This window comes from Enterobacter sp. C6, assembly GCF_008122455.1.
GTDB classification, from domain to species: Bacteria; Pseudomonadota; Gammaproteobacteria; order Enterobacterales; family Enterobacteriaceae; genus Enterobacter; species Enterobacter pseudoroggenkampii.
Window position 1 is genome coordinate 1 of the sequence record NZ_QPFW01000236.1, and the last position, 20,160, is coordinate 20,160.

Genomic DNA, 20,160 nt, shown 5'->3' on the forward strand with positions numbered 1-20,160 from the left:
AAATTGCCGCCCACCAGGAAGTGGCCGAACGCTTCCACCACTTTACCCGCCGCTGCCGCCCCGGTGTGACCTTCCATCAGGATGATACGCGTGGACGCCACGTTCAGCGCCAGTCGCAGCAGGGTGGTAAACAGCAGAATGGTCGGGAACGCGGCGAACTCCAGGGTACGCTGGGTGAACATCGCCACCAGCAGCACCATAATGGACAGCGCGATATTGAAAGTGAAAAGCAAGTCGAGGATGAACGCCGGGAGCGGCAGTACCATCATCGACAGAATTAGCAGGATCAGAATCGGCCCGGCCAGGATCTGCCATTGGGTCGATTTCAGGTTGCCGGGCAGGCGCAACATTGCCACCAGATTAGCCATCAGTGTCCTTCTCGTTCATAAAATCCAGCGCGGCAGGCACCGGAAGGTTCTCAGGTTTCACAGGCCGTTGACCGCCGGCCAGACGCCAGCGCTTCAACTGCCATACCCAGGCCAGCACTTCCGCCACGGCGGCGTAGAGTTGTCCCGGGATCTGTTGTCCAATATCCGCATGGCGGTACAGGGCACGCGCCAGCGGAGGAGCTTCCAGGATCGGCACGCGGTGTTCAGTGCCAATTTCCCGGATACGCAGAGCAATCAGCCCCGCCCCTTTCGCCACCACTTTCGGCGCGCTCATTTTGTTTTCGTCATAGCGCAGCGCAACGGAATAGTGCGTCGGGTTAGTAACAATGACGTCGGCCTTCGGCACATCTTCCATCATGCGGCGACGGGCGGCGGCACGCTGCATCTGGCGGATGCGCCCTTTCACGTGCGGGTCACCTTCCATCTGCTTATATTCGTCACGAATATCCTGCCGTGACATGCGCAGTTTTTTGAAGTGGGTATAAAGCTGGAAGATCACGTCAAAACCCACCATCGGGATAATGCTGAGCACCACCAGCAGCGCGCAGAGCCCGACCAGATTCAGCGCGTTGCTCATCGCGGTGAGCGGTGATTCGCTGATAAGACGCATCATTTCCGGCCAGTGGTACCAGAGGTAAAACCCTGCGGAACTGCCCATCAGCACCGATTTGAGAACGGCTTTGAGCAGCTCAGCCCCGGTCTGCGCAGAGAACATTTTCGCAATGCCCGGCAGCGGGTTCAGTTTGGAAAATTTCGGCTGCAGCGATTTGGCGCTAAAAACCAGACCGCCGAGCATCACTGGCGAGACCAGTGCGACCAGCACGACCCCGGTAATCAGGGGCAGCAGAGCAACCATGGCCCCTTTAATAAGCTGAATTATCTGGCTGAGGATCAGATTCGGATCGTTGACCATGCTGTGGTCAAAACGTAAGCCGGTGGACAACATTCCCGCCAGTTTGCGGGCGAGCGACTCCCCGCCCCACCAGATAATGCACACCCCTACGATAAGGATCAGCAGGGAGGTCAATTCTCGGGATCGGGGGATCTGCCCTTCCTCACGCGCCTTTTCTAGTCGGTGGGGTGTGGGGGCTTCCGTTTTGTCGTCGTTCTCTTCTGCCACAGTGCATGCTCAGCCCATTACGTCACGGGTATCATGCCAGCGCAGCGGAAATCCAATGGCGGGAAAAGCCCGTTTATTCGGGCTCTTTTCGATGATTTTGTCGCAAACCGCCTCAGGTGGCGTTAACCTCCTGAGGCGGAACGGACCATCAGAAGCCGAGGCTGTCCAGCAGGTCGTCGACCTGATCCTGGCTTGCCACAACGCCCGCTTTGCTGGCGTCGAGCTGAGGACCATTGAGCAGGCTTTCATTCTCGCGTTTTGGACGGGCTGCCGGCTCCGGAATGTTCTCCAGCAGAACCATCAGCAGCTGACGTTCAATCTCCTGGATAACATCCATCATGCGCTTGATCACCTGACCGGTCAGGTCCTGGAAATCCTGCGCCATCATGATGTCCAGCAGCTGGGCGTTGGTGAAGCTGGTGTGACCCGGCACATCCCCCAGGTACTGACGGGTATCCGTCACCAGCTCGCGGGCATCCGCCAGCTCGATAGGGTTCTCAAACCACTCGTCCCAGCGTTTGCTCAGCGCTTTCGCCCCCTTTTCCATCGCATCCTGGTGCGGCTGTGACGCTTCAACGCTGTTCAGCGCACGCTCAGCGGCCTGAGCGGTCATCTGCACAACGTAGTCCAGACGATCGCGGGCATCAGGAATGGCTTCCGCCGCTTCGGCAATCGCCTGATCCAGACCCAGCTCGCGCAGGCTGTCACGCAGCATGCGCGTCAGGCTGCCGATGCGGACGATGATATCGCTCGGCGAGTGTTCTTCAACGGGTTTCATAGCAGGTTGCAACATTTCCATCACCTCACATGCCGAGTTTCTCGAAGATCTTACCGAGCTTCTCTTCCAGGGTTGCCGCGGTGAATGGCTTCACCACATAGCCGCTTGCGCCCGCCTGTGCAGCGGCAATGATGTTCTCTTTTTTCGCTTCTGCAGTGACCATCAGAACCGGCATAGACGCCATTCCCGCATCGGCACGAATGGTTTTCAGCAGTTCCAGACCGTCCATGTTAGGCATGTTCCAGTCGGAGATAACAAAACCAAACCCGCCAGCCTGTAGCTTGTTCAGCGCATCAACGCCGTCTTCTGCTTCTTCAACGTTGTTGAAGCCCAGCTCTTTCAGCAGGTTGCGCACGATGCGACGCATGGTGGAAAAGTCATCCACAACCAAAAACTTAAGCTCTTTATCCGCCATAAAATAATACTCCTGAGTCAAATACGTATTGCCTGTCCGGCACTGATTTTCGCCAGCATCTGCTGGCTTACCTGGCTAAGATCGACCACTTCGCTCACGCCACCCATATTGATGGCCTCGCGCGGCATGCCGAACACCACACAACTTGCTTCATTCTGCGCAATCGTCCAGGCGCCAGCCTGGTGCATTGCAAGCATTCCGGCGGCACCATCGTTGCCCATCCCCGTCAGGATCACCCCAACGGCGTTGCGCCCCGCATGTTTCGCCACCGAATGAAACAGCACATCCACCGACGGACGGTGCCGGTTGACCGGCGGTCCGTCATGAATTTTGATTTGATAGTTAGCGCCGCTGCGCGCCAGCTCCATATGCTTGTCGCCCGGGGCGATATAGGCATGTCCCGGGAGCACGCGCTCGCCGTCTTCCGCCTCTTTCACACTGATCTGACACAGCTTGTTCAGGCGCTCGGCGAACGAACGGGTAAAGCCTGGCGGCATATGCTGAGTGATCAGAATACCCGGACTTGAAAGCGGCAATGGCTGGAGTACATGACGAATTGCCTCTGTTCCTCCGGTTGACGCGCCAATCACCAGCAGTTTTTCCGAGCTGAGTAAGGGACCGGCCTTCAGGGTCGCAGGCGCGGCCATCGGCGTGTGGGCGGCAAGCTTGGCCCTAGACGCGGTGCGGATCTTCTCGGCGATCATTTCGCTGTAGGCCAGCATCCCTTCGCGAATGCCGAGCTGCGGTTTGGTGACAAAATCCACCGCCCCCAGTTCTAGGGCACGCAGGGTGATTTCCGAGCCTTTTCCGGTCAGGGAAGAGACCATCACCACCGGCATGGGCCGAAGCCGCATTAATTTTTCGAGGAAATCTATGCCATCCATGCGCGGCATCTCGACATCCAGCGTTAGCACGTCGGGGTTATATTTTTTAATTAAATCCCGCGCAACCAGCGGATCGGGCGCGGTTGCCACCATCTCCATGTCGCTGTGGCTATTGATAATTTCAGTCATGATCTGACGCATCAGCGCTGAATCATCGACAGACAACACCCTGATTTTACTCATGCTTTTTCCTTACTCAGCGCATATACCGTTTGCCCACGCAGGCTAAACTCACGCGCGAGGTTGCTGAAGTTTTCCGAGTGCCCTGCAAACAGTAAACCGTCAGGCTTGAGCAACGGAACAAACCGACGCAGAATGTCCTGTTGCGTCGTTTTATCAAAATAGATCATGACGTTACGGCAAAAGATAGCGTCGAACGGCCCCGGCACGTTGTACTGCTTATCCAGCAGGTTTACGGGCGCGAATTCAACGCAGTTCGCCAGCTCCTGGCGTACGCGTACCAGGCCTTCATGCGGGCCCGTACCGCGCATGAAATAACGCTGCAGCTGCTGCGGTGACAGCGTTTTCAGTTCATCCTGGCGATAAACGCCGTTACGCGCCTTCTCCAGTACCTCGGTATCGATATCGCTGGCGTAGACTTTCCAGCGTCCGGGCGTCATGCCCAGGGTGTCAGCCAGGGTGATCGCCAGCGAATACGGCTCTTCGCCCGTCGAGGCGGCCGCACTCCATACGCGATACTCCCCGGTGCGACGGCGTGCGTGCTCGGCCAGGACCGGGAAGTGGTGGGCTTCACGGAAAAACGCCGTCAGGTTGGTGGTTAACGAGTTAATAAAAGCCTGCCACTCTGCGCTGTTCTGGTTCGCCTCGAGCATGCTCAGATAGCGGCCAAAATCATCCAGCCCCAGCGTGCGCAAGCGCCGCACCAGACGGTTGTAGACCATGTCGCGCTTATGATCCGCAAGCACGATCCCCGCACGCTGGTAGATTAACTGACATATCCGACGAAAATGCGCGTCGGACAGCGCGAGGCGCTGTGTCATCTGCAACAATAATGACGTTTGCCCAGGGGGCATTGGTGATGTCATAGCGCCTTCTTAATTACATTCAGGATACAACTGGCACGGCCTGCGACCGCCCGACTTCTGTTACTGCTTCAACGTGCTCTTTCACATTAAACACCGCGACCAGTCCGGTCAGACGATCTGCCTGGGTGGCCAGTTGATCGGTTGCCGCTGCCGCTTCCTCAACTAACGAGGCGTTCTGTTGCGTCACCTGATCCATCTGGCTGACGGCCTGTGCAACCTGCTCAATGCCGCGACGCTGTTCGTCCGACGCCGAGGCAATTTCGCCCATGATGTCGTTCACCCGCGTCACGGAGGTGACAATCTCGTGCATGGTTTTCGCCGCCGTATCCACCAGCGTTGAGCCCTGCTGAACGCGCGAGACCGACTCTTCGATCAGCACCTTAATCTCTTTCGCCGCGTTGGCGCTGCGGCTCGCCAGGTTACGCACTTCCCCTGCCACCACCGCAAATCCTCGCCCCTGCTCCCCGGCGCGCGCCGCTTCCACGGCGGCATTCAGCGCCAGAATGTTGGTCTGGAACGCGATACCGTCAATCACGCTGATGATGTCACCAATTTTCTGCGAACTGGTGGCAATCTCCTGCATGGTGCTGGCGACATGGGACGCCTGGTCTCCGCCTTTCTTCGCCGTCATCGCCGCCTGTTTTGACAGGTCAGACGCCTGACGCGCGTTATCGGCGTTCTGGCTTACCGTCGCGGTCAGTTGCTCCATGCTGGCCGCCGTCTGCGCCAGCGAAGCCGCCTGCTGCTCGGTGCGGGACGAGAGATCGTTATTGCCCGCCGCAATCTCTGAGATCCCGGTGTGCATGGCATAACTGCCCTGCCGCACGTCGCTCACCGTTTCCCGCAGCGATCCCTGCATCGCCTTCAGGCTGGCAAAGATCGCCGAAATTTCGTTCCTGCCGAACACCGCTACCGGACGCGCCAGATCGCCTTTCGCAATACTGTCGAAGTGGCTGCTGATAATCGCCAGCGGCTGGACAATCATTCTGCGCGACCAGAGCAGTGCGGCGCCGGTCAGCAGCCCTGCCAGAATCACCACCACGGCAAAGATGACGCCCGACATGTGATAGCTTTGACGGCTCTGTTCACCGGCACGCTGAACAGACTGGTTAATATCCTGCTGCCACGCGTTAAAGCTGCCATCAAACGCCGCCTGCGAGGCCTGAACCGGCGCGGTCATAAAGTCCGACAGCTGGTTGTTCTCAAGCCACGTCGCCTGATGGTCCAGATCGCTGTACCACTGTTCAAAGTTCGTCTTCATGGCGGCCTTCAGCGCTTTCTCTTTCTCGCTTTCGGCGGCCTGCGCCGTAAAAGCTTTAAACTGTGCGTCAGCCTGTTTCAGGCTGTCGCGCGCGGTCGCCATCAGCGCTTTAATGTCATCCGGCGGATAACTCAGCGCGGTTAAGGTTCCTGCCTTGTTCAGCGCAGTGCTTGCCTGCAACAGCACGGCTCGCGTTTGTGCCAGTGCGGAGCGCTGCTGATTACTCGTCTCAACTTCCTGCAAATTCTGATAGCCATCGCGAAACGCCCAAAAAGACAACCCGTTACTGCCAACCTGCAACACACCGCAAAGGATCAGAATCAAAAACAGTGTGGTCGAGATACGAATACGATTTAACATCCACGCTCCCATCAAGCGGCAAGCAGCCGCGGTTTAATTGTCAGTCAAAATGTTTCCCAGTTTTCATCTTGTCCGGTCGTCGCGGTGCGCGTACGGCTTGCAGCCGATTCAGCGACTGGCGCGCGATACGTCGCCTGCGGGGTGACCGTGTTTCCAGCGAGTGAAGCGAGACGAAACGCCGAGACGGCCATCTTCAGACGGCTCGCCTGGTCTTCCAGCGCAGCGGCCGCCGCAGCGGACTCCTGCACCAGCGCGGCGTTTTGTTGTGTCACGCGATCCATTTCCGATACCGCCAGGGCAACCTGGTCGATACCACGACTCTGCTCATCAGACGCAGAGGCGATTTCACCCATGATGTCCGTCACGCGGGTGACGGCATTCACGATGTCATTCATGGTCTCCCCGGCGCTTTCCACCAGCACGGAGCCGGTATCCACGCGGGAGACGGAATCTTCGATCAGCGACTTGATCTCTTTTGCCGCATTGGCGCTGCGGCTGGCCAGATTGCGCACTTCCCCGGCCACCACGGCAAACCCGCGTCCCTGTTCGCCCGCACGCGCAGCTTCCACGGCGGCGTTAAGCGCCAGAATGTTGGTCTGGAAGGCAATACCGTCAATGACGCTGATGATGTCGGCGATTTTCTTCGAGCTGTCGGCGATTTCGTGCATAGTTTTCACCACGCCATCCACCACGCGACCGCCTCGCTGCGCCGTCTCGGAGGCGCTTTCTGCCAGCTGAGACGCCTGACGGGCGTTATCGGCGTTCTGCTTCACGGTCGCGGTAAGCTGCTCCATGCTGGCGGCCGTCTCTTCCAGGGCGGAAGCCTGCTGCTCGGTACGAGATGAGAGATCGTTGTTCCCCATCGCAATTTCGCTGGTGCCGGTATAAATAGCTTCTGACCCGTTGCGCACGTTGGCGACGGTGTCGATTAACGAACGCTGCATGTGGTCAACGCTGTTTGCCAGCTCGGTGATCTCATTACGCCCGGAAACGGTGAGCGTTTTGGTCAGATCGCCGCCGGCAATTTCACGAATGTGGGCAATGACGCGGCCAAGAGGGTTCAGCAGGATATGGCGAATACCGTACCATACTGCGACCAGCACAATGACCAGCGCCAGCGCCATCACGGCCATCTGCCATTTCGCAAAACGATAGTCATTCTGGCTTGCGGTAAAGGCTGTGTGATAGAGATCGCCACTGACCTTCGCGTACTCCCCCAGCGCCGCGCCGAGGGCGTTTTGCATCCCCTGCGTAGGCTGTGCGAAATAGGCGTCCATATTGCCGCTCTCCAGGAACTGAATCAGTTCCGTCAGACCGGCATGGTAGGCGCTGTATTTTTCATCGATATTCTGGCTCACCTGCTCCATCGCAGGCTGCGGGGTGATCTTTTTGAAGGCGTCGTAGTGTTTAGCGGCGTCAGCAAGGGTGGCACGGGCATTTTTCAACAGATCGGTTTTCGCGCTGCTCTGCTGATTGTTGGGATCCATCATCATGCGCGCGGACGAGCGGCTCAGGTTGATACGCGTTTGCAGCATCAGATCCCACGTTGACGTGAGTTCACTTTGCTGCAGACGGAGATCGTTCGAGGCCGCGAAGCTGTCCTGGTTCTGTTTTAATGACGAGAAAAAAAGCCCGCCGGAGATAAGCTGAAGAAGTGCGAAAATGACCAGCACCATCATAAGCATTGTGACAACGCGGATACGGTTCAACATACAACACCTTCTCATAGATTTATTAACGGTGTTATCGGCACTACCCACAGGAACTTTACATTTGAGAAAGGGAAAAGCGCGGGGCTAAAACGCCACGTCAACAATCAGCGTATCGGTGTAGGTTCCGGCGGGTGGCGTGGTCTGATTGGTCAGGACTTTCGCGGTGTAATTGTAGGTGCGCAGCAAGCCGTCGGTGCTGACCTGTGACGATACCGCGCTGGACCAGCGCTCGCTGCCGCTGCCGCCCCAGCGGTTACTGGTGGCTTCTTTATAGATGTCATAGCTCATGGCGTTGCTGCCGCTCACCATGCGCCGCACGTTGTTCAGCGCGTTAGCCCCGTTGTTAATGCCGATGGTATACGTACTGCCTTTGGTACAGGTGACGGCAATCGCCTGCGAAACGGTAGGGAAACTTTGTACCAGCGGTGCGCTGTTGAAGTTCACGTCCGGCGTGGTCATGGCGCTGCAATCGTTGGTAACAGTCATGTTCAGTAGAATGGTGGTCGTCGCAGTGCCCGCCTGATTGATTGTGCAAATGCCGAGCGCGCCCACGGAGCACACGCTGTAGTTAACGCTGAAGGTTAACTGCACCTGATATGGCCCGGCAGTGACGTTTTGTCCGGCGACGGTGCGAAAATAGAGCGGAATGTTGTACTGCTTTGACCCCAGCAGCCCCAGCAAGGTATTTCCACTCCAGGTATACGATTTACTTATCTGTACCTCGCTGCTGCTCGCGCAGCCCGAGAGTCCGCACAGCCGGGTGGGGATCACGTCCGTGATAGTCGCATCATCTGTCCGTTTCATGGTGGCCCGGCTGCTGCCCGAAACCGATGCCGCGGTGTAGGTCAGCGTCACCGAGTCGTTGGTCAGCAGATTCAGTATGGCATCACAGGACACCACCAGCGTGCCGGTGGTTTCCACCTCGCCTGTTCCGCTGAGCGCGAAGGAGGTAACGCTGCCAAATGAGGCATTGACCGTACTGACGGTACACGCCGCCCAGCCGCCGCCGGAGAACAGCAGCAGAATCAACAGCAGCAGGCGCGTCATGGCGCCTCCCGACAAATCAGCGGCCCGTAGGTTTTCAGCTTGTGTTCCGGATTGGCCCCCACGGTCAGGGTAGCCGTGCAGCGTTTTCCGTCAGGCGCTATCACCTCCAGCGGGTTCACATCACTAAGATTTTCCAGCCAGGCGATGCCGTCATACCCCACCACCGCATTGCTGCGCGAGACCCGTCGGACCTGGCTTCCCACCGGCAGCGCCTGCCCGTGCGCATCATGCAGAATAACGCTTGCCACCCGCTCCTGCTCCATTGGGAAATCAACCAGATAGCCGCTGTGACGGCGGATCGCGATCCGTCGCTCGGTCTCTTTCAGACGGGTATCCGCCGGCAGATTCAGGGTATCGATCCGGTAGCTTGCGGGGTAATACGCCGACACCCCGCTCACCAGCAGGTAGCCGTTGTTATTGGTTTTACCGACGGGCTGGTTCTCGTAGCTGACGGGCACATCCGGATGACCGTCGGTACTGATGACCACAAACGCATCGTTGATTTTATTCGCTGCAAACAGTTCGCCGTCCATCAGGACAATTGCGCCCATCGCCTCGCCCCACCAGGTCATGGTATCCCTTTCGCCATAACCGCCGCCCTGCAGCTCTATATTGTTATTGCGCCAGCCCAGCGTCCCCTGTTGATAATCACTGGATCTTGACTGGTTGGCCCAGGCCATGTTCCAGCTAAACCCACCGTCAGAAGGCATGGAATGGTTATAGTTGATGCGTTGGGTACTGCCTGCATCCGGGGTATTTTCAACGGTGACGGCAGCGCTGTCGCGTGCACCCAGTGGCACCTGCAGCGACAGCGCGACCGTCCAGTCTCCCCGCTGCTGATCCCGGCTGCCGGCCAGGTAAATACTGCTCGCCCCCCACAGATTGCGGCTCCAGGAGAGATTGAGCAGCTCGGTTTTTTGGCTGTCGAAACTCTCCACGCCGATCCAGGCCGCACCGATGTTGCCGTACTGTCCCAGGTTGAAGGTCAGAGAATACTGGTCCGTATTACGGCTGAAGCTGGCGATGGGTTTATCGTTTTCATCATATACCGTCGGCTGGTCGTAAAGGGCCAGATTGCCAAAACCGCGACCGCGACGCGTGTGCTGGGTGGCGACGCTAAACGCGCTGGTGCTGTACTGGTAACCCCAGTTGATTTGCCCGCCCGTATCACCGCGCATGCGGCTCTGCGAGTATGAGGTATTCACCACGCCAAACTGGCCGAGTTTTATCACGGTCCCCGCCCCACCCAGCGCCAGCTCCTGCGCCCCTTCCGCGTGGCCTTCCAGCGTTAGCCAGTCTGTTAGACCGTAGCGATACGAGCCGCTGCCCGCCGCGGAACCGTAGTCAAAATTCTTGATGCCGTAGTTACGCCGCAGGCTGCCCAGGGTCACGGCACCATCGCTGAGCCCTTGTTTAAGCAGGTCGCTGGTGACGTAAAACGGTAGCGTAGTGCTCACCTGGCGCCCCAGCGCATCCGTCGTGACCAGCACCGCATCCCCGGCGCCGTTGATATAGGGCAGATTGGTCAGGGTGAAGGGACCCGGCTGAAGCTGGGTTGAGCCGGAACGATAGCCATTGATAAAGAGATCAACCGAGGTGGGTACCGCGGCTTCCCCTGCGAACTCGGGCAGCGGCCACGTCACCAGATCGGGGCGCAGGGAGAAATCCCGCCCGACGCTTATCCCCCCCATCCGCACGCTGGAGCTCCAGCTCAGGGCATCGCTAATCACATCCCCGACGCTCCAGCTCATCGCGTCATCTTCGTTAGTGAACAGCAGGGTCGTGTCATAGCGAACATACCCTTCCTGCTGGCCGTCGTTACCGCTGAAATTTTCGCGCGCGTAGCCGGTGGAGGAAAAGGAGCCGTTCTCGTTGAAATAGCGGAACTCATGCCAGAGCGACGCCTGACCGCCGATATGCTCCGTGCGGTTGGTGTAGAGATCGTAATTGAGCAGCGCCCCGCGCCCGTAGTGCGGTTTGACCTGCGTCGCTTGCGCGCTGAACGGCGTGACCCGGGCCGTCACCCAGTCGCGGGGAACGGTCAGCAGCAGGCGCTGCGCGGCGCTGTCGTACTCCACCCGAACCAGGGCAAGCGAGGAGAGATTCACCTCTCCGGTGGGAACATGCGCCGGGGGCAGCCCCGCGCGCAGCAAATCGGCGCTGGAGATAAAGAAAGCGCCTTTACGCTGCGTCACGGGCACGACCAGACCGGTATCGTAGTGGTTGACCACGAGAGCAAGCTGGAAAACCGCTTCATCATGTATCGCCTGTGCCTGGGGCGGCGGCGGTAAACTGTCGTCACCGGGCTCAGCCCAGGTTGCGGAACTGACGCAGAGCAATATCATCATCGCCGGCTTCAGTTGACGGGCGTCGACTGCCATTGTGCGTCCCTGGCATTAATCTGCGCGCTCATCCGCTCTGGCTGACGAACGCCAGCGGGTACCGGCCAGCTGCGGGTGCTGCCCGGAAGGACGTAACCCAGTAATCCCTCCGCAACCGTGCGTTTCTGCCCTCCCTGCTCCAGCGCCACCTGACTTAGCCTGACATGGACATCCCCGCGATTTCGGACCTCCAGCGCAGGCTGTCCACCCGCCTGCGTCACCCGCCAGCTCAGGTTTCGGGTCTCCACCAGCGCGTGGTGCGCGCCCTCTTTTATCGTCGGTATCCCCTGTCCATACACAAACAGAGGAATGGAGTATCGCATCTGCAATTTGAGGCCAATGGAGGGTTCGGCCTTGGCATCAGGCTGGGGGATTTCATCGACAATAATGCGGTAGGCCTGTTCGACGCCTGCGGGGACTGAAGTCTGTTTGATAAGGCGAATAAGCTGCTTGCTGCCCGTGCCAATCGTGACGATCGGCGGGCTGGCGACCACGTCCTGCTGCGCGGTATAACGCTCGTGTCCGTCCTCCTGCTTCCAGCGCACGATGCGGACCTGCATCGTCGTGGCGCTGTTTCCCTGGTTCTGGATCCACAGTTCCGTGGCATTGGCGTCCGCAGCAAGCCACGGATCGATCGGCCAGAGCAGGATAGTGGCCGCCGCCTGTACCTGGCCGATTGCCGCAGCCATGCCCAACGCGCCCGCCAGACAAACGGGTCTGAAAAATGGCTTCATCAACACTCTCCCTTTATTACCATGACAAGGTCACGGTGAGCTGATCGGAATAGGTTCCCGCCGGGCTAAAACCGGTCAGTAGCGCCACGCCAAAAAGCGGCAGCGCGATGTTATTGCTATTGGTATAGGTCACCGCTATCGCCTGGTTGACGCCAATTTCGCTGTTCGCGGCCAGCGAGCTGCTGCTGTAAAGCCGGTACGGCACCAGTTCTGTTCCGCCTGACCGCTTCATCCGGCGGACGGAGGCGTAATTCTGCCCGCCGTTAATGCTCATGCTCAGCGCCACGCCCGGCGTACAGGCGATAGACAACGCCCCGTTTGGCACAAAGCTGGTGCTGACCGGCGCACTCTCGACGCCGTTATGGGTGCCAAAATCCAGCGTACCGAGAAGCCCTCCGCTACCGGTTGCTACCGCGCATCCCGGTACAATCGTCGCGCTGACCTTAAACGACTGTGATGTCACCGCATTCGCCGCGGGCATCATGAGCAATCCGACGAGCAGCGCGAAAAAAGGCTGCACGTGTCCCTCTGCGCATGTACGCAGACCTGTGAGAGTTGCCTTCATGGCTATTCGGGACTAATAGGTTACGCTGACGTTAATCGTGTCGGTGTAGGTTCCCGGGACAACCGTCACGCTGTTACCACCTCCGGTAATACGTCCGTAGAGGGTGTAGCTGTCCACCCCTCCGGCCGTTGAGGCGATCGGCAACGCGGCGTTGTTGGCAATCACGGTGTTAAACCCGCTGTCGCTGTACAGGCTGTAAGCCACGCCCTGGGCCGCGTTGGCCGTATTAACCAGATAGCGTTCAGGCGTACCCGGCGAACCGACAACGGTTCCGGGTGCCGTAGAATGGGTATTACCGGTGATCGCCACCGTGTAGCTGGCGGTCGTACATTGAATGGTGAAGGTGTTTCCGCCGCTGGCGCCGCTCAGCTGCGTCGTAAGAGTGGAAAAGGTTGCCGGATGGGTACCGAAATCGAGCGTACCGAAGTTAATGCCGCTTTGCGCGGGCGATCCATTTATCAGACAGCCGTTTGTCAGCGTCAGCGTCGCGCCGATGGTGCCACTGCTGGTGACGGCCAGCGCCTGATGGGCCGTTGTCGCAGTCAGTAAGGTGCCTGCGCAGATCAAAAGGAGTTTTCTTTTCATTTACCACCCTCCAGAAGACGTCTCCGTTCCCTTGCCACATTTTATTTTTGTCGTTCAAGATGTTAGCCCCGCTTAAGGTTCCTTTGAGGGGGTTATTGAGAATTTAGTTTACGGATATCGCTTCGACCACCCGCCCCTCAACGCATAAGTCATATGTCTTATTGACTTAATTTCCTTATTAATAACAGAGAGTTAAATTTATTTAATCCGCGATTTTATTTTTTCCGGAGAGAATATATCCATTAAAGTGTGATGCAGATCACAATATATCGTCAGGGCAATAACAACAAAATTAATAAAACTTAAAAAGGTGTTGTATCCCCCTACACTTTGCGTCAATTTATGTGCCGAATAATTTCCTGCATCGTAATAAAAAATTTATATGTATCGATGCGGGCTACATCTGAAGCGCATAGAGGGTCTTTTTTCGTGGCAAGTGCAAACAAACTCACACTCTTCATCGTGATATTCATGCTGGCGGGTATTCTTTCAGGGGCAGCAATTCATGAATATGCATCTGCGGATGCCATCACAGCCTGGTCGGATAACATTACCCTTCTGACCGATATTTTCCTCCGTCTGATCAAAATGGTCATTGCACCATTGGTCTTCAGCACGCTCACCGTCGGCATTATGAAGCTGGGCGAAACCTCCACCATTGGCCGCGTTGGCGGTAAAGCGATGGTGTGGTTTATCAGCTCATCCGTGCTCTCCATTCTGGTTGGCCTGTTTATCGTCACGCTGGAGCATCCGGGAAGCGGTCTGAACCTGACGATCCCAACCGAAGCGGTAGATACCGGTCTGGCCGTTGGCGGCATGACGCTGAAAGCGTTCCTGTCGCACACCATTCCAACCAGTATCGCAGGGGCAATGTCGAACAATGAGATCCTGCAGATTGTGGTGTTCTCGATGTTCTTCGGCATCGGCGGCGCGTCGCTGGGGCACAAATTCAACGCGCCGCTGGTGGCCGCGCTGGATGTGGTTTCCCATATCATGCTGAAGGTCACGGGTTACGTGATGTACGTTGCTCCGCTGGCCATTTTTGCGGCGATCTCCTCCGTGATTGCCACGCAGGGTCTGGGCATTCTGCTGAACTACGCCTCCTTTATTGGCGGCTACTATGTTGCCATTCTTCTCACCTGCATGGTGCTGCTGGCCGTGGGTTACATGGTGCTGAAAAAAGAGGTGTTCCGCCTGGTCAGCATGCTGAAAGATCCGGTCCTGGTGGCGTTTACCACCAGCAGCTCTGAAGCCGCCTACCCTAAAACGCTGGAGCAGCTGGAGCGTTTTGGCTGCTCGCGCAACATCGCCTCTTTCGTTCTGCCGATTGGCTACTCCTTCAACCTGGTGGGTTCGATGGTGTACTGCTCTTTCGCTTCGATGTTTATCGCTCAGGCGTACAACATCCACCTGAGCTTCTCGGAAGTGACGGTTCTGATGCTGACGCTGATGCTGGCCTCCAAAGGGATTGCGGGCGTACCGCGTTCATCCCTGGTGGTGCTGGCCGCGACGATCCCAAGCTTTAACATTCCGGTGGCGGGTATTCTGCTGCTGATGGGGATCGACCACTTCCTGGATATGGGCCGTTCCGCAATTAACGTTCTGGGGAATGGTATTGCGACCGCGATGCTGTCGCAGAATGAAGGTGCGCGGGAAGCTGAAGCGGAAGCTGAGCTGGTAAAGCAGGAAGCGTAAGGGTATGAAAAAAGGGTGAGGCCTGATGCCCTCACCCCAACCCTCTCCCACAGGGAGAGGGAGCAAACACAAAAAACGGCAACCTGGGTTGCCGTTTTGCATTTACCTACGCTACGTGACTCGCGGCGATATCCAGCAGCGCCATCTCATCGCTGTTCAGCAGCTTCTCGATGTTCACCAGAATCAGCATACGCTCGCCGAGCGCGCCCAGACCGGTCAGGTATTCGGTCGACAGCGTGACCGCAAACTCCGGCGCAGGGCGAATTTGGTCTGAGGTCAGGGAAAGCACATCAGATACGCCATCGACCACGATACCGACCACGCGCTGCCCCAGGTTCAGAACGATCACCACGGTGTTGTCGTCGTAGTCAACGTCGCCCTGGCTGAACTTCACGCGCAGGTCCACAATTGGCACAATAACGCCACGCAGGTTGGTGACACCTTTAATAAAAGCAGGCGTGTTAGCGATGCGGGTAACCTGGTCGTAACCACGGATTTCCTGCACTTTCAGGATATCGATGCCGTACTCCTCATCGCCTAAAGTGAAGACCAGGAATTCCTGCCCTGATGGCTCGCCCGCCAGTTTCGTTACATTACTCATACCGGTCATGTTATTACCTTCTACTTAATCAGGCGGCTGTGTACGCCACACGTTGTTCACGATTTAATCCCTGAAGCGCCGACACATCGACGATCAGCGCCACGCTACCATCACCCAGAATGGTGGCGGCAGAAATACCCGGCACTTTGCGGTAGTTACTTTCGAGGTTCTTCACCACCACCTGGTGCTGGCCAATCAGCTGATCAACCAGCAGCGCGTAGCGGCGGCCCGCGCTCTGCAGGATCACAACGATACCCTGCGTGGCCTCTGTCTTCGCCCCGTCTACTTCGAACACTTTCCACAGTTCCACCAGCGGCAGGTACTCACCGCGCACTTCAAGAACGCGCTCGCCGCCCGCCAGCGGATGCAGATCTTCTTCACGCGGCTGGAGGGATTCCATCACGGCGTTCAGCGGCAGGATAAAGACTTCGTCCGCCACTTTGACGGACATGCCGTCGAGGATCGCCAGCGTCAGCGGCAGAAGAATGCGAATGGTAGTGCCGGAACCCTGTTTAGACTGGATCTCAACGTGGCCGCCCATCTCCTGGATGTTACGTTTCACCACGTCCATGCCTACGCCGCGCCCGGAGACGTCGGTCACCTGCTCTGCGGTAGAGAAGCCCGGTGCGAAGATCAGCATGCCCACTTCTTCGTCGGTCATGTTTTCATTGACCGCCATCCCCTGCGAAATTGCTTTTGCCAGGATGCGCTCGCGATTCAGACCGGCGCCGTCATCGGTCACTTCGATGCAGATGTTCCCGCCCTGATGTTCCGCAGAGAGGATCAGGTTGCCGACCGGGGATTTTCCGGCGGCAATGCGGTTTTCCGGCAGTTCGATACCGTGGTCGAGACTGTTACGCACCAGGTGCGTTAACGGATCGATGATGCGCTCGATCAGGCTCTTATCCAGTTCGGTTGAGCTGCCCATCAGGGTCAGTTCAATCTGTTTATTCAGCTTGCTGGCAAGGTCACGCACCAGACGCGGGAAGCGGCTGAAGACATATTCCATCGGCATCATACGGATGGACATGACCGATTCCTGCAGGTCACGGGCGTTACGCTGCAGCTGGCCCATGCTGGTGATCAGATCGCCATGGGTGACCGGGTCGAGTTCGTTTGAACGTTGCGCCAGCATCGACTGGGTGATCACCAGTTCGCCCACGAGGTTAATCAACTGGTCAACCTTCTCAACGGCAACGCGGATACTGGTTGACTCGCTGGAGCGCGCGGCAGGTTTTTCACCACGGCCAGGCGCAGCGGCCTCTTTTGGCACTGCCTTCAGCGCCGGGGCCGCAGGCGTCACAGCCGGTGCCGCGGCCTGAGCGACAACAGCCACCTCTTCCGCAGCCGCAGGGGCGTCAACCGCAGCCGTTTCGGTTTCGAAAGCGATCTGGTCAGCTTCAATCACAAAGCACAGCACCGCCACGATATCGTCCTGGCCAATCCCGTCATCAAGCGTCGCGGCCAGGCTGTCTTTGCCTTTTACCACGTTGCTTAATTTCGCCAGGTTACCCAGCTCTTCTTCCAGCAGGTTAACTTCATTCTCTTTCAGGCGCGACAGCACAACGCGCAGTTTGCCCGCCTGCGCAGCGGCTGGCGCGGCCTCGTCGGCAGCAACCGCATCGACAACGCTCAGTTTCGCGGCCGGAACAGCGGCTGCGGCAACCTCACCTTTTGCTTCCAGCGCGAGCTGGCGCAACGCATTGCAGATGTATTCAAAGCTGGCGGCATCAGGCTCTGCCGAACTTTTATAGGCGTCGAGCTGTTCCTGCATAATATCTTTGGTTTCCAAAAACAGGTTGATAATGTCGGTATTGAGCTGCATCTCACCGCGTCGTGCTTCATCAAGCAGGTTTTCCATTAAATGGGTCGTTTCCTGCAGGATGGTAAATCCAAACGTTCCGGCTCCGCCTTTAATAGAGTGCGCCGCACGGAAGATGGCATTGAGCTGCTCGGAGTCCGGTGCTTCGGGCACCAGGTCGAGCAAGTGTTGTTCCATATCGGCCAACAATTCGTCGGCTTCATCAAAGAATGTCTGGTAAAAATCGCTAATATCCATGCTCACGCTATCACCTCGGATTGGCTGGTGGCGATGTTGGAACGGCAGCCGAAGGAACGGCCCCAGGCTGTTTTAAATCGTCCAGTGACTCATTCTGACTTTCGGCGTTTTCATGCAGGATGGCCTGCTCCGCCTGCTGGTTCAGCACTAAAAGACTGATACGACGGTTGATGGCATCATCCGGCCCGCGGTCGGAAACGCGCATGGTTGCGGCCATGCCGACTACGCGCAGTACCTTGCCATCATCAAGCCCACCTGCCACCAGCTCGCGACGCGAGGCGTTGGCACGATCGGCAGAAAGCTCCCAGTTGCTGTATCCCTTCTCCCCATTGGCGTACGGGAAATCATCCGTGTGTCCTGACAGGCTGATTCGGTTAGGAATGCCGTTCAGCACCGGTGCAATTCCGCGCAGAATGTCGCGCATGTACGGTTCGACTTCCGCACTGCCGGTTTTAAACATTGGGCGGTTCTGGCTGTCGATAATCTGAATACGCAGCCCTTCCTGCACCAGGTCGATCTTCAGATGTGGGCGCAGCGCGCGCAGCTTCGGATCCGCCTCAATCAACTGATCGAGATCGCCACGCAGTTTCTTCAGACGCGCCTGCTCCATCTTTCTTTTCAGCTCGTCGATGTTCGGCTCTTTTTTCACCTCACCCTTCTGCTGGGTGTAATCATCGCCGCCGCCCGGGATTGGGCTTTCGCTGTTAGAAATACGCGGCCCACCGGCCACTGCCGTTGCCAGCGGTGTGCGGAAATATTCGGCAATCTGGATCAGTTCTTTTGGACTGGAGATGGAGATCAGCCACATCACCAGAAAGAACGCCATCATTGCTGTCATAAAGTCGGCGTATGCAATTTTCCACGAGCCGTGTGCACCATGCCCGCCGCCCTTGTGCTTGCGTTTTTTTACGATGACGATCGGATGGGACTGGTTTTTCATGCGTCCTCAGTTGTCGTCTGTTGGTTTGGGTTTTTCACCGCACGCACGTGTTCTTCAAGCTCGATAAACGACGGACGCTCGCTGGAGTAAAGCGTTTTACGGCCAAACTCAACCGCGATCGGTGGCGCGTAACCGTTGAGGTTAGAGAGCAGCGTGATCTTCACGCACTGCATCATTTTGGTGGTTTCCGCGCTCTTCTGGCGCAGAACGCTTGCCAGCGGAGAGATGAAGCCGTACGCCAGCAAAATACCGAGGAAAGTCCCCACCATCGCATGGGCAATCAGCGCACCGAGCTCGGCTGCCGGACGGTCTGCCGAGGCCAGAGCGTGAACTACCCCCATTACCGCAGCAACGATACCGAATGCCGGAAGCGAGTCGCCGACCAGTGCCAGGCTGTTGGCCGGCACTTCAGATTCGCTTTCGTGAGTTTCGATCTCTTCGTCCATCAGCGCTTCGATTTCGAAGGTATTCATGTTGCCGCTGATGATGAGTCGCAGATAGTCGACGATGAAGTCCAGCATCATGGCGTCAGCAAGAATGCGCGGATAGCTGGCAAAAATTTCGCTCTCTTTCGGGTTTTCAATATCCCGTTCAAGCGAGAACATCCCCTGCTGACGCGACTTCGCCATCAGGCGATAGAGCAGTGCCAGCAGATCCATATACATGCTTTTGGTGTATTTCGAGCGACGGAACAGCAACGGAATCGCTTTCAGCGTGCCCTTGATCGATTTACCGTTGTTGCCAACGATAAAAGCCCCTACCCCTGCACCGCCGATGATAATAAGTTCAGCCGGTTGATAGAGTGCTCCAAGGTGCCCGCCGGTCATCATGTAACCGCCGAAAACTGTACCGAGAACTACCAGGTAACCTAATAAGATAAGCACGACATCATCCTTCCGCTAGTGACTATGGCAAGGACGTCCAGCTCGCAGCGTTGACCGTTTGCGGGGTAAAAAAAAGCAGCGGTAATTGCTTACCGCTGCTGGAATCTTTCCCACACGTTCGGGTTAAACAGCTTGTTCGATCTGTTCATCCAGCAGTTGTGGAATAATATCGGCAGCATCCCGGGAAAGTTTACGTCTTTTTACTGCACGGGATGGAGGCTGACATAAACTACAGGCGAAGCTGCCTGCAGGCTGATGAGCGTGGGTAATAAAATTGCCGTTGCAGCAGTTGCAGCGCGACAGCTCAAGCATTCCGCTCTCAACAAAACGCACCAGCGTCCATGCGCGGGTCAGCGCCAGCAGAGGGCCTTCTTCCTGCTGTGGGCATTGTTCAAGGTAAAGTTTGTACGCTTTGATCACGGCGTCAACGCCGCTACACAAACCGGTTTTGAGAAGATACTGCCAGGCATTACAGAACATGGAAGCGTGAATATTCTGCTCCCACGTCATAAACCAGTCGGTAGAAAACGGCAGCATGCCTTTCGGCGGGGGACTACCACGTAACTCTTTGTACAGTTTGATGAGACGGCCACGGCTCAACTGAGTCTCGCTTTCCAGCATTTGTAAACGAGCACCCAGTGTAATCAGCTCCATGGCCAACTGTATGTCACGCGCTTCCTGAACAATGCTTTTCTCGCTCATTG

At 57.2% G+C, this 20,160-nt stretch carries 19 protein-coding genes; 1 reads left to right on the forward strand and 18 read right to left on the reverse strand.

What is annotated here, in order from left to right; genetic code table 11:
* The 13 genes from DOU50_RS16245 to DOU50_RS16305 all read right to left on the reverse strand — a co-directional run.
* A partial coding sequence (locus DOU50_RS16245) for an FHIPEP family type III secretion protein (RefSeq protein ID WP_194266153.1) occupies nucleotides 1-368 on the reverse strand: 368 nt, incomplete at its 3' end.
* The gene (gene flhB / locus DOU50_RS16250; protein ID WP_024909679.1) at nucleotides 361-1,509 is read right to left on the reverse strand and encodes a flagellar biosynthesis protein FlhB; all 1,149 of its coding nucleotides are present in this window, start codon (nucleotides 1,507-1,509) and stop codon (nucleotides 361-363) included. The genes DOU50_RS16245 and flhB, both read right to left, overlap by 8 nt.
* 148 nt (nucleotides 1,510-1,657) lie before the next feature.
* A complete protein-coding gene (gene cheZ / locus DOU50_RS16255; RefSeq protein ID WP_023312251.1) occupies nucleotides 1,658-2,302 on the reverse strand; it encodes a protein phosphatase CheZ in 645 nt (214 codons plus the stop codon).
* A 10-nt stretch (nucleotides 2,303-2,312) separates the two neighbouring features.
* A complete protein-coding gene (gene cheY, locus DOU50_RS16260) occupies nucleotides 2,313-2,702 on the reverse strand; it encodes a chemotaxis response regulator CheY (protein ID WP_008500431.1) in 390 nt (129 codons plus the stop codon).
* A gap of 17 nt (nucleotides 2,703-2,719) precedes the next feature.
* Nucleotides 2,720-3,769 carry a protein-glutamate methylesterase/protein-glutamine glutaminase gene (locus tag DOU50_RS16265; RefSeq protein ID WP_008500430.1) on the reverse strand — a complete coding sequence of 350 codons (1,050 nt, stop codon included), beginning with the start codon at nucleotides 3,767-3,769 and terminating at the stop codon, nucleotides 2,720-2,722.
* Entirely contained in the window at nucleotides 3,766-4,632 is an 867-nt protein-coding gene (gene cheR / locus DOU50_RS16270; protein WP_023312253.1) for a protein-glutamate O-methyltransferase CheR, read from the reverse strand. The genes DOU50_RS16265 and cheR overlap by 4 nt, the downstream gene beginning before the upstream one ends.
* Nucleotides 4,633-4,651: 19 nt before the next feature.
* Entirely contained in the window at nucleotides 4,652-6,253 is a 1,602-nt protein-coding gene (tap, locus tag DOU50_RS16275; protein ID WP_148769751.1) for a methyl-accepting chemotaxis protein IV, read from the reverse strand.
* A 44-nt stretch (nucleotides 6,254-6,297) separates the two neighbouring features.
* Nucleotides 6,298-7,965, reverse strand: coding sequence for a methyl-accepting chemotaxis protein II (gene tar / locus DOU50_RS16280; RefSeq protein WP_061714863.1), 1,668 nt, complete (start codon nucleotides 7,963-7,965; stop codon nucleotides 6,298-6,300).
* Nucleotides 7,966-8,049: 84 nt separating this feature from the next.
* A complete protein-coding gene (locus DOU50_RS16285; RefSeq protein WP_032647810.1) occupies nucleotides 8,050-9,012 on the reverse strand; it encodes a spore coat U domain-containing protein in 963 nt (320 codons plus the stop codon).
* Nucleotides 9,009-11,393 (reverse strand): fimbria/pilus outer membrane usher protein, encoded by a 2,385-nt coding sequence (locus DOU50_RS16290; protein WP_148769752.1) that lies wholly within the window; start codon nucleotides 11,391-11,393, stop codon nucleotides 9,009-9,011. The genes DOU50_RS16285 and DOU50_RS16290 overlap by 4 nt, the downstream gene beginning before the upstream one ends.
* On the reverse strand, nucleotides 11,369-12,127 hold the full coding sequence (locus DOU50_RS16295) for a molecular chaperone (protein WP_024909674.1): 759 nt from the start codon (nucleotides 12,125-12,127) through the stop codon (nucleotides 11,369-11,371). The genes DOU50_RS16290 and DOU50_RS16295 overlap by 25 nt, the downstream gene beginning before the upstream one ends.
* A gap of 16 nt (nucleotides 12,128-12,143) precedes the next feature.
* Nucleotides 12,144-12,692, reverse strand: coding sequence for a spore coat U domain-containing protein (locus DOU50_RS16300; protein ID WP_148769753.1), 549 nt, complete (start codon nucleotides 12,690-12,692; stop codon nucleotides 12,144-12,146).
* A gap of 12 nt (nucleotides 12,693-12,704) precedes the next feature.
* Nucleotides 12,705-13,277: a spore coat U domain-containing protein gene (locus tag DOU50_RS16305; RefSeq protein ID WP_032647817.1), complete on the reverse strand. Its 573-nt coding sequence runs from the start codon at nucleotides 13,275-13,277 to the stop codon at nucleotides 12,705-12,707.
* 429 nt (nucleotides 13,278-13,706) lie between these two features.
* Between DOU50_RS16305 and DOU50_RS16310 the strand changes: the two genes are divergently transcribed.
* Nucleotides 13,707-14,972, forward strand: a complete 1,266-nt coding sequence (locus DOU50_RS16310; protein WP_148769754.1) for a dicarboxylate/amino acid:cation symporter — start codon at nucleotides 13,707-13,709, stop codon at nucleotides 14,970-14,972.
* Nucleotides 14,973-15,078: 106 nt separating this feature from the next.
* Here the strand turns inward: DOU50_RS16310 and cheW are convergent, their stop codons facing one another.
* From cheW to flhC, 5 genes are all read right to left on the reverse strand, one after another.
* Nucleotides 15,079-15,582, reverse strand: a complete 504-nt coding sequence (gene cheW, locus DOU50_RS16315; RefSeq protein WP_023312262.1) for a chemotaxis protein CheW — start codon at nucleotides 15,580-15,582, stop codon at nucleotides 15,079-15,081.
* A gap of 19 nt (nucleotides 15,583-15,601) precedes the next feature.
* Nucleotides 15,602-17,638: a chemotaxis protein CheA gene (cheA, locus tag DOU50_RS16320; RefSeq protein ID WP_148769755.1), complete on the reverse strand. Its 2,037-nt coding sequence runs from the start codon at nucleotides 17,636-17,638 to the stop codon at nucleotides 15,602-15,604.
* Nucleotides 17,639-17,642: 4 nt separating this feature from the next.
* Nucleotides 17,643-18,572 (reverse strand): flagellar motor protein MotB, encoded by a 930-nt coding sequence (motB, locus tag DOU50_RS16325; protein WP_024909669.1) that lies wholly within the window; start codon nucleotides 18,570-18,572, stop codon nucleotides 17,643-17,645.
* Entirely contained in the window at nucleotides 18,569-19,456 is an 888-nt protein-coding gene (gene motA / locus DOU50_RS16330) for a flagellar motor stator protein MotA (RefSeq protein WP_008500417.1), read from the reverse strand. Before motA ends, motB begins: the two co-directional genes overlap by 4 nt.
* A gap of 123 nt (nucleotides 19,457-19,579) precedes the next feature.
* Nucleotides 19,580-20,158 (reverse strand): flagellar transcriptional regulator FlhC, encoded by a 579-nt coding sequence (gene flhC, locus DOU50_RS16335; protein WP_008500416.1) that lies wholly within the window; start codon nucleotides 20,156-20,158, stop codon nucleotides 19,580-19,582.
* Between the last annotated feature and the right edge of the window lie 2 nt (nucleotides 20,159-20,160).